The sequence below is a fragment of the Nocardia sp. NPDC004711 genome, assembly GCF_053601595.1.
In genome coordinates this window covers 117,353-129,898 of sequence record NZ_JBSGCB010000003.1, presented here as the reverse complement: position 1 = coordinate 129,898, position 12,546 = coordinate 117,353, and the positions used below count along the sequence as shown (strand labels likewise).

Here is a 12,546-nt window from a genome sequence, read left to right as displayed (position 1 = left end):
CGGGGTAGCGCGGGCGTCAGGTGTCCTCCGGTTCCCGCTCGTCCCACTGCAATCCGAGCCGGAAGGCCTGCAACCCCGGCTTCGAGGGCGACAGCCACGCCTGAAACCGCAAGTCCGACGGATATTTCGCGCCCGACCGGCGGATCGCCGCCTTCGTCTCCGCCGCGATCTGCCGGGCCGAGGCGACACCGTGGTTGAACATCTGGCCGCGCACCCCGCCGTCTTCGCGCACCTCCAGGCGGGACTGGGCGTTGGAGGCGAAGAAGCCCTGCGCCACCCACTCCGGCTCGTCGGCCAGGGTGAGAACCCAGATCGCGTGCGGCACCAGGGGATGCAGGACCGGGAGATCCACCGCCAGGGAGAGGAACAACCGGTCGATGTGGTCGTCGAGTTCGTCGAGGGTCAGTGCGTCGGGCTCCTTGTAGCCGAGGGCGCCGATCTCGGTGCGGCGCGCCTCGTCCGGCCACGCCAGCCAGCACTCGGCGGGCTGGTGGTCTTCGTCGTATTCCCAGTCGAATTCGCGCTCGACCGTACGCGGCCCGCGCGGCTCGATTCGCAGGCTCACCTCGAGCGGGCGGATCGATCGGCCCAGCGTCACGATGTCGTCGGGACGCAGCCAGATCGCCAGAGCGCCCGGGCCGCCCACCAGATCCGGTTCGCCGAGGACGCCGATACACTCGGCCAGCGCGGTCGTGAACACGTGATCGACGAGCGCGGGCGGACAGGGGTACGACAGCAGAAGCTGTTTGATCTCCCCGTATCCGAAGCCCGGCGCCGTGATCGAGCGCGGGGTCTCGACCGCGACGAGCGCCGCGCCTTCCGCAGTCAGCGCAGCTGCGTCGCCGGTCGATTCCCACCCCAATTTCGCGTAGACGCCGTCGATCTCGGTCCGGGACCAAGTATCGAGTTCGGCGGCCAGCAATACCGACATGGCCTGACCGAAGCTACCGAGTTCCACGCGGCGTCCGTAGTTCCGCGCCCACCACTGGTTGGCCTCCGCATCGCGTTGCCGCCGTTGCTCTTCCGTCGGGCGCCGGACGTCTGCACTCAGGTCTTCGCTCACCGCGGCAGCGTATGTGACGGGGACGCATCGGATGGCCGTGGGATTCACGGCAGCCAGTGCACCGGGGTCACCTCCCGGATGTGGACGAGAATGTCGAAGGCCTTCGACAGGTCGCGAATCGCCAAGTGCTCGTCCGCATCCCGGACCGGGTCGTAGACGCCACTGATCACGCGCATCTTGGCGGGAGCCGCGATCGGGCCAGTGCGCATGTCGAGCCAGAGTTGCGGAAGGCCCATCTCACCCAGCGCCGCGTCCAGGAAATCCGGTGCGGGGGCGGGGATCTCGGCCACACCGACATTGCCGTGGTTGAATCCGATGGCCACCGGGGCATAGTCGCGGCCGAAATGCTGACGCAGAACGCTGCCGACACTGGATTTGGCGACCTGGTCCCCGGCCAGACCCAGGGCCGCATCATCGGCGGAGACGTGCGATATGCCGTCCCAGTACACGGTCCGCAGTCCGGTGCGCTGGTAGTGGCCGACGATCGAGGAGGCCCACAGTTCGGCTTCACCCGCGTAGCTGCCGCGGCCCGCGACGCTGTGGCGGTGGAAGTCCTCGATCAGAGCCATTCGGGCCCGGACGGTTTCACTGATGTCCGGGATCGAGGCGAGGAGCGTCGAGGCGTCGCGGGCGTGGTCGAGGAACGGGCGGCCGGGGTGGACGCCTCGGGCACGTTGGACGTGCTCGTCCAGCGTGTGGGCGGTGCGGATGGGCTCCAGGTGAGCAGCGAGGTCGGCCACACGATCCGGAGCCTGGATTCGGACCGCATCGAGCAGGGCGTCGTAATCCTCCGGCTTGGCCTGAGCCGGCTTGACGCCGATGACGCGCACTTCATCCCCGGGATGGGCCTCGTTGAACTCACGAATCCAGGTCAGTGCCGCAGCCATCTCCGCGGTACGCCAGGGACGCCAGGCCAGTTCGAGAGCCGACACCGCCGTCCCCCTGCCCTCCCGCACGTAGGCATCCAGGGTCTCGCCGACATCGGCACTGTCCTGGACAGCGAGCGTACGGAATCCGTGGTGCACAACCAGATTCCGGAACAACTCGTCGCGAAGCCCGAACGTCTCCTGAGCGAACCGCGTGGACTCCCCGATCCCGACCACGGTCGCGGCTGATAGTGAGTGCCCGAGCGTGTCGATCGTAGTGGCATCGAAAGGGGCTGCACTGAATGTGGTTTCGGTCGGCATGACCCTACTCTCCAACCTCGACCAAGGTTCAGGTCAAGCCCGAAGGGACAAAACCCAAAAACCAAAGACAAAGGACCAAAAGATCAAAGACGCCCGGAGAAGGGACGGGGCTGGGCTCACGTCCGCACCCACACCTACGAGCCCCTCACCTTTGAAGCCGCATGTGGGGTTACTGCAGGAGGTATTCGCTCAGATCACGGGGTTGGGGTCGCCACATGATGCTTGTCGGCGCCATGGTGGCGACGGCAGTGCCGGCTGAGATCGGAGAAACCGTGGCAGGAATGTCAGTGCAGGCGTTCGTCGCTCGGCCAGAGCCGGTGAGCCGGTGAGCCGGCGGGGCGGGGTCGCCGCATGCTGGTGGCGGTGGCAGCGGGGGGTGGGATCGGAGAAGCAGTGGCAGGAATGTCGGTGCGGGCGTCCGGCGTTGGGCGAGAATTGGTGAGCCAAAGGGGCAGGGGGCAGTGGCGGTCATGGTCGCGGCGATGATGGCGGTCGGAGTCGCGGTCGCGGGATTTGACCGCAGTGGCGATGGCCGTGCCGAGCCTGGCAGGGGGTATATCGCTGTGGGCGTCGGCAGTTCGGGGATCAGCGGTGAAGTAGCGGTGAGTGTGTCTGTAGAAGGTGATCCGTGCAGTCCGTGGGCTGGGATCGGTGGGTGGCGGCTCTCAGCCCGGGCGTCAGCTCGAGTCCGGTAGGGCACGCGACGCAACCACACTCCCCGGTCCCTGCGCACGCCAGCAGCACACGAGCAGCCGGGAATCACGCTGCCCGTGAACCCCACCTTCGGCAACTGGAATCGATGGCAGCGGCGACCCACTCACCGACGTGATGTCTATCGTTCACGCGAGGAATGCCTGTTGGGTCAAGACGTTTCGGTGCAATCCAACCGGTCCGCCCCCGATAAGGGGAATCTTTATCCATGACAACGGTTTTCCAGCCGTCGGGACTGTCGTTGACCAGCGCGTGGCAGTGATCGCAGGCCAAGGTCAGGTTGGTCAGGTCGGTGGGTCCGCCTTTGGCCCAGTCGGTGATGTGGTGCACCGCGCACATACTCGCGGGTGCCTCGCATCCGGGTCGGGTGCAGCCCTTGTCGCGGGCGATCAGGGCCAGGCGCTGGGCCGGGGTGGCCAGGCGCTGGCAGCGACCCAGGTACAGCGGCAGCCCGTCGGCGTCGAGGACCGCCAGCACCGGGCGGGTACCCTCGGCCATCTTCAACGCCTCGCTGATCGACACGTGCCCGCCCGACGCGGTGGTCCCGACCCCGGCCCCACGCTCGAGATCCGCGACGGACATGGTCAGGATGGCCTGCACCGGCAAACCACGATGGGAGCCGAGCTTGGCCGGGTCGACACCGGGCTGCAGCAGCGCGAACAGGGCGTCGTGGGTGCGCTGACCGGCATCACGACGGTCCCGACGCGCAGCAGCCTCCAACACCGTCGAATCGACCACCTTGACCGTGGCGGCAACGCTGTCGGCGTCGTCGATGTTGCACATCCCCGGCCGGGCGAGCTTGGCGAAGACGGCGTCGAGCAGTGCCCGCAGTTCGGGGGTGATCCAGCCCTCGATCCACGACATGCCGTCCACCCCGGGGCGGCCGAGGATCAGGCCGCGGCGGCGACGACGGTCGGTGTCGGAGACGACCTTGCCGTCGGGGTCAATGCGGGCGAGGATGTCACGGCCGATCTTGGGCAGGTCATCGGGCCACCCGACCCGGGAGTGGCCGACCAGGATGTCCTCGGCCTCGGCACGGGTCTCGGCGGGAATGCCAGCAGGCAGGTGGTTCATCACGTCGATGATGTTGCGGACATGATCACGCGAGATATCCCCTGCCTCAAAGGCTTCGGCGGTCTCGGCCAACGCGGCCGGGCGCAGATGACCGGTGGGTTCGAAGAATTCCCCGCACTGGCGGGTGATCTTCACCCGCACCGACGCGTCCTACCTCGACAACCCCAAGGTCTGCCGCAGGAACGGCACCACAGCCTTCGCTCCACTGCCTTCGGGCAGCGAACGATTGCAGGCCTCGATGATCAGGCGTGAATCCAGCGCCGACAGTTGGCGTTTGCAGGTTTCCAGGCGCTGCATCAGCTCCACGACATCACTGTCGGAGAACGGGTTCAGGTTTCCGTGGAGGACGGAATTCGACAGGGTTTCGACGGCGGTCGCCAATTCGGCGATACCGCACGTGTCGAGTGTCACCCCCGTCGAATTCATGCATTGATTTTACCGCCGAATGGGCATGCTAGGAACCCGAAATATCCAGTATCTCTTGCCTTTTCACAATTTCCGAGACACGGGCACCCATTGTTTTACCGGCGGCCAAAATCGGTTCTGTCGATCGCAGTGTCCGACTGAGGATGAAAGCTCCTTCCAGCGCACCGAGAATCGCAATCATCAGTTCCCGGGCGTCGGCCGCTTCCAGGCCACGGCGGATGAAATAGCTTGTGCCGTCGTCGATCCAGGAGTTCATGACTTCCGCTGCCACGTCGCGGATTCCGGGTTCGCTGTCGGCGACTTCCCCGGCCACGGTGCCGACCGGGCACATGTTCATCCAGCCGGCCTGCTCGATGGTTTCCGCGGCGGCGGTGAAGGCGGCCGGGACTGCTACGCGGAGGTCGTCGTGGACGTCCATCAGGAGCGGCAGCAGCTGGATGTAGGCGGCGCCCGAGACGCGGAGGGCTTCGGCGGCGATGGCCGGCTTTCCGGCGGGGAAGTGGTGGTAGAGCGAACCCATCGGGGCGCCCGACGCCGAGGTGATCTGTTTGACGGTGATCGCGCTGTAGCCCTGGACACGCATGAGTTCGGCGACGGCGGTGACCAGGCGATCCCGGGTGGTGGTTGACAGCTTCTCGCTCACCCGTCCAGACTAGAGCAAACGCACTAGAGCGTGTGCTCTAGAGGGGAGATATCATGCCGGCTGTCGAACTGAGTGCGGGACGGGTGCACTACGCCGAGCGGGGCGAGGGGCCACCGGTGGTGCTGTTGCACGGGCTGCTGATGAACCACACGGTGTGGGACGAGGTGATCGGCAAGCTGCCCGAGGGCTTCCGGTATGTGTTGCCGGATCTGCCGCTCGGATCGCATCCGGAGCCCTTGCGTGAGGGCACGGATCTGACCTTGCGCGGGCTCAATCAGCTGATCGCGGATTTTCTTGCCGCCCTGGACCTGCGCGACGTCACGCTGGTGCACAGCGACTGGGGCGGCGGGCTCTTCCTCACCGCTTACGGCCTCGACGAGCGCGTCGGCCGGTTGATCGTGCTGCCCTGCGAGGCCTTCGCCAACTTCCCACCCGGCCTGCCGGGCAAGACGGCCATCGTGGGCGCGGCGCTGCCCGGCGGAATCACGATGGCGCTCAAGCAGTTACGCGTCCGGTGGCTGCGCTCCTCACCGCTGCTGTTCGGCTGGATGGCACGCTATCCGCTCAGCGACGAGATCATCCGCGGCTGGACCGATCCCGGCCTGCGGGACAAGCGGATTCAGCGCGATCTGCTCGCCTACGCCCGATCCCGCCGCAACAAGGCCGAGCTCATCGCGAATACCGAAGCGCTGCGCGACTTCCGGGGCGAGACCCTGATCCTGTGGTCGTCGGCCGGCAAGGTGATGCCGCGCGAGCACGGCCGCCGCCTGGCCGAACTGATTCCCGAGGCGCGCCTGGTGGAGATCGACGACGCCTACGTCCTGTCGATGCTCGATCAGCCGGATGCCGTCGCCGCCGCCATGTCCGCCTTCCTGACCGGCGCGGTCATCGAACACAGCTAGGGCATTGGTCCGATTCGGTATGGTCGAGGCCGCAGACGGACTATCGCACGGGAGGCGCTGATGCCCAGCTTGCTCAGTCGGGCGGTGCCCGCGTATCTGCGGGTCGTCCGGGCCAATCGGCCGTTCATCAGCGCCGAGGGTGCACGCGAGCACATTCGGGAGCGCAGCCTCCGGCCCCAGGCGTACGGCCCGCCGCGCCTGTTGCGTGCGGATGTGACCATCGAGGTGCGCCGGGAGAACGGCTGGCCGATCTACACCCTCACGCCCCGATCCGGGCGCGCCCGAGGCAATGTCGTGTACTGCCACGGCGGCGGCTGGGTCAATGAGGTCGCCCGGCAGCATTGGCAGCTGGCCGCCGATATCGCGGCCGAGGCGGGCACGACGGTCACGGTGCCGATCTATCCGCTCATCCCCTACGGCACCGCCGATCAGGTGATCCCCGCCTTCGCGAATCTTGTTCGCGCCAATCGAGAAAAGTACGGCGAGGTCTGCCTGGCGGGGGATTCGGCGGGCGGCCAGATCGCGTTGTCCACGGCGGTCCTGCTCCGCGACGAGCAGCAACCGGCAGTGCCTCGGACAGTGCTGATTTCACCCGCCCTGGACCTGAGCCTGAGCAATCCGGAGATCCTGACCGTCCAGGCCGAGGATCCCTGGCTCGGACGCGATGGCGGCCTGGTCCTCGGCGACCACTGGCGCGGCCCGCTCTCGATCACCGACCCGCGGGTCAGCCCGCTGTTCGCCGACTTCACCGGCCTCGGCCCGCTCACCGTCTTCTGCGGCACCCGCGACATCCTCGTGCCCGACACCCGGATCATGGTGGGCAAGGCCCGGGCCGCCGGCGTCGAGGTCGACTATCACGAGGCGCCCGAACTGGTCCACGTCTATCCCCTGACACCGACTCCCGAAGGTACCGAGGCGCGCAAGCTGATCATCGACGCCCTGCGCGGCGCACTGACCCCGGCGGCCTCCCCGGCCTGAGCCTCAGCCGGATTTGCCTGTCCCCGGCGCGTTTTCGGCCAGCCACCGTCGCGCCCTGGCCGCCGAGGCGCGCGAAAGCCAGGCGTCCTGCACGACCTCGGTGAGCTCCTGCAGGCCGAGTTCGGGAATTCGACTGCCGCGCACCAGGACCGAGAGATGCCCCTGGAAGTGCGGGGTCGTGAAGAACGGTGAATCCGGGTCCTGGGCGAGGGCCAGCTTGTCGTCCTCCGACGGCACCCAGAAGATGATGACGTCGTCGTACCGCTCCCCGGTCACCGGGTCGGCGGCGTCGGGGCGCGGGGTCCGGAAGTAGACGAAGGACTTGCGGCCGACCTGGTAGACCGGGTTGCCCGCGGGCCCGTGCTCGATGGTCACGTGCGGCATACCGGCCGCCAATTCGTGGACGTCCGCCAGGCGGGCTCGGCGCGTTCGGCTCGGCACCCGGTCGAGTGTATCGCCGCACACATCAGCAGCGGCCGCGAGCTGCGTTTATGCGAACCTGCTGGCACAGAATGCGGCAAATCACATAGGTTTGACGCCATGGCGCGGCGTGTCAATGGAAACCTCCCCGAAGAGGTAACTAGCTTCGTCGGCCGCCGCGACGAGCTGGCTACTGCGAAGCGCCTGCTGCCCACCACCCGGGTGCTCACCCTGCTGGGTCCCGGCGGCATGGGAAAGACCCGCCTGTCACGACAGATCGGGCACCTCGTCGCGCGCGCGTTCCCCGACGGCGTATGGCTGGTCGAGCTGGCCGATGTGCAGGATCCAGCGCTGGTCACCCTGAGTGTCACCGAGGCGTTGAACCTGCGCGACGAATCCACCGCGCCGCTGCCCCGGCTCACCGAATTCCTGGCCGACAAGCGGCTGCTGCTCATTCTGGACAACTGTGAGCATCTGATCGAGGCGTGCGCCGCGCTGGTCGGCCGGATCATCGCCACCACACCGGATGTGCGGGTGCTGGCCACCAGCCGCGAGGTGCTCGGGATACCGGGCGAACAGGTCATGCCGGTGCCGCCGCTGACCGTGGCCCAGACCGCCGACGAGGACAGCGACGCGCTGCAGCTGTTCATCGAGCGCGCCAGCGCCGCCAACCCGGGCTTCCAGGCCACCGCCGGCAACCGGCCGGTACTGGCGGAGATCTGCCGCCGCCTCGAGGGCATGCCGCTCGCGCTGGAGCTGGCGGCGCTGCGGCTGCGCATGTTCACGCCGGAGCAGATTCTGGACCGTCTCGACGACACCATCGGGCTGCTCAGCGCCGGACCGCGCACCGCGCCGCAGCGCCAGCAGACCATCGAGGGCGCGATCCGCTGGAGCTACGACCTGTGCACCGCGGCGGAACAGGCCTTGTGGGAACAGCTTTCGGTGTTCGCGGGCGGTTTCGACATCGATGCCGCGGAGGCGGTGTGCGAGCTGGGGTCCGCGTCGCTGATGGAGGCGCTGACCGGGCTGGTGGACAAGTCGGTGGTGATGCTGCGCTTCGACGGGGATGTCGCCCGGTACTCGATGCTGGAGCCGATCCGTCAGTTCGCCGCCGACCGGCTCGCCGAGCGCCGCACGGACCAGGAGGTCCGGGCGCGGCACCGCGAGCATTACCGGCAGTTGGCCATGCGCGGGCAGACCGCGTACTGGACCGCGGAGGACGTGGCGTGGTTCCGGGAGCTGAGCCGCGAGCACGCGAATCTGCGTGCCGCCCTGCGCACGGGGCTGGAGGACGAGCCGCTGCGCACCATGGCCACGGTGACCGTGCTGCGCCCGTTCTGGGAGCACAACCGCTTCCTGTCCGAGGGCTACCGCTGGCTCACCGATTCGCTGGCCCGGAATCCGGAGCGGACCGCCGAGCGGGCCAAGGCGCTGTCCTCGGCCGCCTCGCTGGCCGCCCTGCTGGGTGATCAGGAGTCGGCGGCGCGGCTGGTGAGCGAGTGCATGGAATTGGCTGCCGCCCTGGGTGATACCGACATCATGGCCGAGGTGGCGCTGGACCGGTCGCTGCTGGCCTTCGCCGCCAGCGACCGCGAACGCTCACTGGAGCTGGGCCGCAGCGCCATCGAGCTGGCGGCCACACACGGCCAGCACGCCATCGAAATGGACTCGCACGCCTTCTCTTTCATGGCGGCCATGGTGCTGGAGGCGCCGGGGCGCACCGAATTGGCCCAGCGCTTCCTGGAACTCACCACCGACAGCGGTTCGCACCTGCTGGGCGGGCTGGCGCTGTGGACGGTCGGGATCGACCACTGGCGGCGCGGCGAACTCGAGGCCGCCGCCGAATTCCACGGCCGCGCCATCGAGGAGCTGGCCCTGTTCGAGCGCTGCATTTGGCTGTCGTCGGCCTTCGAGGGGCTGGCCTGGACGGTCTCCGCGGACGGCGACCACGAGCGGGCCGCCCGCCTGCTCGGTGCGGCGGAATCCCTGCAGCGCAGCACGATTCGGCTGGCCCACACCATCACCGTCGCGGTCGGTGAGAAGGAGCGGCTCAAGGTCCGGGACGCGCTGGGCGAGGAGGCGTTCCGCACCGCGTTCGGCGCGGGCGCGAGCCTGCCGCTGGAGGAGGCCATCGACTACGCCCTCGGCCGCACCGCCGCCGAGCCGGAACCCGTTGCGCCGCCGCCCGCCCTGAAGCGCGCTCCGCGGGCGGCCACCGCGACCCTGTCGGAAACCAGTGTGCTGACCCGCCGTCAGAAGGACGTCGCCCGCCTGGTCGCGGCCGGTCACAGCAACAAGCGCATCGCCGCCGACCTGGTCATCTCGGTCCGCACGGCCGAGACCCACGTCGAGCACATCCTCACCAAGCTCGGGCTCACCTCCCGCACGCAGCTGGCCGCCTGGGCGCACGAACACAATCTGTAGATCCGCCGGCTACGCGACCTGAATCTGTCACGGCCGAAGGCACATTCGGATCGTGCGCGTGTCGGGGAAAAGCGGGCTACTGGTAGCCGGTGGCCCCGTCGATGCGTTCGCGCAGCAGATCGGCATGGCCGGCGTGACGGCCGTACTCCTCGATCATGTGCAGGTAGATCCAGCGCAGGGAGAGGTCGGTCCCGGTGCGCGGATGGGTGACGGTGTGGTCGAGAGGAAGATCGGCTATGGCCTTGTCGCACACGGCGATTTCCTCGAGGAATCGGGCGTAGTCGGCCTCGGCCTGCTCGGGAATGGTGTCGTCGAAGTCGGCGTCCTGGCTGGTATCGCTGGAGTAGAGGTAGCCGACCGACTCCCCCGCCGCCCGCATCCGGAACCAGCCGCGTTCGACCTCGGTCATGTGCCGGATCAGGCCCAGCAGGGACATGGTGGACGGCTCCACGCTGCGGGTCGCGAGCTGGGCGCCGGTGAGCCCCTGGCATTTCCAGAGCAGGATCTCGCGGCCGCGGGTGAGCAGAGAGTGCAGCATGGCCCGCTCGTCGCCGACGAGCACCTGGGCGGATCGGGTGATGTCCGGGGCTGTCCACGTCATGCTCGGACTGTAGCGCCGGGCCGAAACCGGGAAAACGAGTTCGGGGGTGGGAAATCCCACCCCCGAACATCGGAAACCGCTTGCTACAGGCCGTTGTTCAGGAAGTCGATCACGGACCGCTCGAAGGCGTCCTTGCGCTCCACCATGACCCAGTGGCCGCAGCGGGCGAAGGTGCGCAGGTCCGCGTTCGGCAGCTGCCGGGCGGCGAAGAGCGAGCCCTCCACCGGCGTGACCCGGTCATCGCGGCCCCACAGGATGAGCACCTCCTGCGTGATGCCCTTCAACCGTGCCCACAGCGGGACCGGTTCGGCCAGCTTGGGGTTGTAGAAGGTGGCGTAGGCGTCGCGCAGGGCGGCCTGGGCCTTGGGATCGGCCGCGGCCTTCAGGCGCTTGGCCACCAGTTCCTCGGTGAGCGTGGCCTGGTTGTAGACCATGGCCCGCAGGAAGCCCATGGCCTTCTCGTCGGTGGGGTTGGCGTTGAACTCCATGAGCCGCGTAATGCCCTCGGACGGTTCGGGTCCGAGCACGTTCACGCCGACGCCGCCGGGCGCCATCAGCACCACGCGATCGACGCGACCCGGGTGCTCGAGCGCGAGCAGGGTCGCGACGGTGCCGCCCATGGAATTGCCGAGCACGTGCGCCTTCTCGATGCCCAGTTCGTCGAGCAGCCCGATCACCGCGTCGGCGGCGATGCGCAGGTAGTTGCGCCCGTACACCTCCGGGCGGCCGCTCTCGCCGAAGCCGGGCTGATCCAGGATCAGGCAGCGGAAGTGCTGCGCCAGCACCGGCAGGTTGTCGCCGAAGTTGGCCCAGCCGGACACGCCCGCGCCGGAGCCGTGCAGCAGCACCAGCGCCGGGCCCTCGCCGGCCTCGTGATAGCGGAGCTCGTGGCCGTCGACCGTCACCCAGCGGGTGGTGTTCTCCGCGGTCAGGGTCATCAGAGCATCCGATCCGCGACCTCGAGGCCCATGGCGCCCTTGCCGTACATGGCCAGGGCCCGCTCCACATCGTTGATCACGTGCACGCTGCCCGCGTGTGCGTCACGCCAGTTGCGCTCGATGATGTTCGGGCGGCGGATGGCGTGGCCGCCGGAGTTCTTGAACAGCAGGTCGATCGCCTCGAGCGCCCGCTCGGTGCCGCGCACCTGATCGCGGCGAGTGGCCAGGCGCAGCTCGAACGGGATCTCCTCACCGGCCTCCGCATAGCGCAGCTGCTCGCCCATATTGCGCTCCATCTGGAGCACGGCGGCGTCGATTTCCGAAGCGGCACGGGCGATCCGGACGTGGGCGAAGGGATCCTCCGACACCTTCTGCCCGCCGTAGGACAGCCGCACCCGCTCGCGCTGGCGCTCGATGTGCGCCTCGTACGCGCCCTGGGCCGCACCGATGATCGGGGCGGTGATGGTGTTGGAGAACAGCGCGCCGAACGAAATCTTGTACAGCGGAGAGGTATTCACCTGCTGGCCGGGACCGACCAGGTTGGCCTGGTCCGCGGCCGAGTAGGCGCGGTGGGCCGGCACGAAGGCCTTCTCGATGACGATGTCGTTGGAACCGGTGCCCGCGAGGCCCGACACGTCCCAGGTGTCCTCGATACGGTAGTCGGTGCGCGGCACCAGGACCGTGTAGTAGTCCATGCCGGTCGCGGTGGGCACCAGCGCGCCCAGGAACACCCACTGGGCGTGGTCACAGCCGGAGGAGAACTGCCAGCGACCCGTCAGCTCGTAGCCGCCGTCGACCACGGTCAGCTTGCCGGTCGGCGCGTAGGAGGAGGACACCAGGGTGTCGGAGTTCTCGGCCCACACGTCCTGCTGGGCCTGGTCCTCGAACAGGGCCAGCTGCCACGGGTGCGCGCCCAGCACCGAGGACACCCAGGCGGTGGACGGGCAGACGGTGGCGATGGTGCGGATCACCTCGTAGAAGGCCACCGGCGACTCCTCCAGGCCGCCGAAGCGGGCCGGCTGGAGCATGCGGAACACGCCGGCCTCGGTGAGCTCGGCAATGCTGGCGTCGGGCACCCGCCGCTGCGCCTCGGCCTGAACCGCGCGTTCCCGGATCGCGGGCAGCAGATCGCGGACCCGATCGAGCACCTTGTTAGTCATGCGGGCGTTCCTCCTCGTG

The 12,546-nt window shown here is 68.3% G+C and carries 12 protein-coding genes; 3 read left to right on the top strand and 9 right to left on the bottom strand.

The annotated features are described in order from the left end of the window. Positions 1 to 16: 16 nt before the first annotated feature. The 5 genes from ACWEKS_RS03645 to ACWEKS_RS03625 form a co-directional block, all read right to left on the bottom strand. Positions 17 to 1,063 carry a hypothetical protein gene (locus ACWEKS_RS03645; RefSeq protein ID WP_452338624.1) on the bottom strand — a complete coding sequence of 349 codons (1,047 nt, stop codon included), beginning with the start codon at positions 1,061 to 1,063 and terminating at the stop codon, positions 17 to 19. 44 nt (positions 1,064 to 1,107) lie between these two features. Further along, positions 1,108 to 2,250 carry an erythromycin esterase family protein gene (locus ACWEKS_RS03640; RefSeq protein WP_452338623.1) on the bottom strand — a complete coding sequence of 381 codons (1,143 nt, stop codon included), beginning with the start codon at positions 2,248 to 2,250 and terminating at the stop codon, positions 1,108 to 1,110. A gap of 759 nt (positions 2,251 to 3,009) precedes the next feature. Continuing rightward, positions 3,010 to 4,176, bottom strand: a complete 1,167-nt coding sequence (locus ACWEKS_RS03635) for a DUF222 domain-containing protein (protein WP_452338622.1) — start codon at positions 4,174 to 4,176, stop codon at positions 3,010 to 3,012. A 9-nt stretch (positions 4,177 to 4,185) separates the two neighbouring features. Further along, on the bottom strand, positions 4,186 to 4,461 hold the full coding sequence (locus ACWEKS_RS03630) for a hypothetical protein (protein ID WP_452338621.1): 276 nt from the start codon (positions 4,459 to 4,461) through the stop codon (positions 4,186 to 4,188). Between the two features lie 28 nt (positions 4,462 to 4,489). Further along, entirely contained in the window at positions 4,490 to 5,104 is a 615-nt protein-coding gene (locus ACWEKS_RS03625; protein WP_452338620.1) for a TetR/AcrR family transcriptional regulator, read from the bottom strand. A gap of 53 nt (positions 5,105 to 5,157) precedes the next feature. Between ACWEKS_RS03625 and ACWEKS_RS03620 the strand changes: the two genes are divergently transcribed. Both ACWEKS_RS03620 and ACWEKS_RS03615 read left to right on the top strand, forming a co-directional pair. Beyond that, complete coding sequence (locus tag ACWEKS_RS03620) at positions 5,158 to 6,006, top strand: alpha/beta fold hydrolase (protein ID WP_452338619.1); 849 nt, start codon at positions 5,158 to 5,160, stop codon at positions 6,004 to 6,006. Positions 6,007 to 6,066: 60 nt separating this feature from the next. Beyond that, complete coding sequence (locus tag ACWEKS_RS03615; protein ID WP_452338618.1) at positions 6,067 to 6,984, top strand: alpha/beta hydrolase fold domain-containing protein; 918 nt, start codon at positions 6,067 to 6,069, stop codon at positions 6,982 to 6,984. Positions 6,985 to 6,987: 3 nt separating this feature from the next. Here the strand turns inward: ACWEKS_RS03615 and ACWEKS_RS03610 are convergent, their stop codons facing one another. Continuing rightward, positions 6,988 to 7,368 (bottom strand): hypothetical protein, encoded by a 381-nt coding sequence (locus tag ACWEKS_RS03610; protein ID WP_452338772.1) that lies wholly within the window; start codon positions 7,366 to 7,368, stop codon positions 6,988 to 6,990. Between the two features lie 156 nt (positions 7,369 to 7,524). On the opposite strand from ACWEKS_RS03610, the gene ACWEKS_RS03605 reads away from it, so the two are divergent. Then, positions 7,525 to 9,828, top strand: a complete 2,304-nt coding sequence (locus tag ACWEKS_RS03605) for a LuxR C-terminal-related transcriptional regulator (RefSeq protein WP_452338617.1) — start codon at positions 7,525 to 7,527, stop codon at positions 9,826 to 9,828. A 76-nt stretch (positions 9,829 to 9,904) separates the two neighbouring features. Here ACWEKS_RS03605 and ACWEKS_RS03600 read toward each other — a convergent pair whose 3' ends face one another. The 3 genes from ACWEKS_RS03600 to hsaA all read right to left on the bottom strand — a co-directional run bounded on the left by ACWEKS_RS03600 (position 9,905) and on the right by hsaA (position 12,527). Next, positions 9,905 to 10,429: a DinB family protein gene (locus ACWEKS_RS03600; RefSeq protein WP_452338616.1), complete on the bottom strand. Its 525-nt coding sequence runs from the start codon at positions 10,427 to 10,429 to the stop codon at positions 9,905 to 9,907. A gap of 83 nt (positions 10,430 to 10,512) precedes the next feature. After that, a complete protein-coding gene (locus tag ACWEKS_RS03595; RefSeq protein WP_452338615.1) occupies positions 10,513 to 11,367 on the bottom strand; it encodes an alpha/beta fold hydrolase in 855 nt (284 codons plus the stop codon). Continuing rightward, positions 11,367 to 12,527: a 3-hydroxy-9,10-secoandrosta-1,3,5(10)-triene-9,17-dione monooxygenase oxygenase subunit gene (hsaA, locus tag ACWEKS_RS03590; RefSeq protein ID WP_452338614.1), complete on the bottom strand. Its 1,161-nt coding sequence runs from the start codon at positions 12,525 to 12,527 to the stop codon at positions 11,367 to 11,369. Before hsaA ends, ACWEKS_RS03595 begins: the two co-directional genes overlap by 1 nt. Positions 12,528 to 12,546: the final 19 nt, after the last annotated feature.

Coding starts and splice junctions, on each gene's coding strand:
- ACWEKS_RS03640 (WP_452338623.1), bottom strand. CDS start 2,250: ATGCCGACCGAAACCACATTCAGTGCAGCCCCTTTCGATGCCACTACG.
- ACWEKS_RS03630 (WP_452338621.1), bottom strand. CDS start 4,461: ATGAATTCGACGGGGGTGACACTCGACACGTGCGGTATCGCCGAATTG.
- ACWEKS_RS03620 (WP_452338619.1), top strand. CDS start 5,158: ATGCCGGCTGTCGAACTGAGTGCGGGACGGGTGCACTACGCCGAGCGG.
- ACWEKS_RS03615 (WP_452338618.1), top strand. CDS start 6,067: ATGCCCAGCTTGCTCAGTCGGGCGGTGCCCGCGTATCTGCGGGTCGTC.
- ACWEKS_RS03610 (WP_452338772.1), bottom strand. CDS start 7,368: ATGCCGCACGTGACCATCGAGCACGGGCCCGCGGGCAACCCGGTCTAC.
- ACWEKS_RS03605 (WP_452338617.1), top strand. CDS start 7,525: ATGGCGCGGCGTGTCAATGGAAACCTCCCCGAAGAGGTAACTAGCTTC.
- ACWEKS_RS03600 (WP_452338616.1), bottom strand. CDS start 10,429: ATGACGTGGACAGCCCCGGACATCACCCGATCCGCCCAGGTGCTCGTC.
- ACWEKS_RS03595 (WP_452338615.1), bottom strand. CDS start 11,367: ATGACCCTGACCGCGGAGAACACCACCCGCTGGGTGACGGTCGACGGC.
- hsaA (WP_452338614.1), bottom strand. CDS start 12,527: ATGACTAACAAGGTGCTCGATCGGGTCCGCGATCTGCTGCCCGCGATC.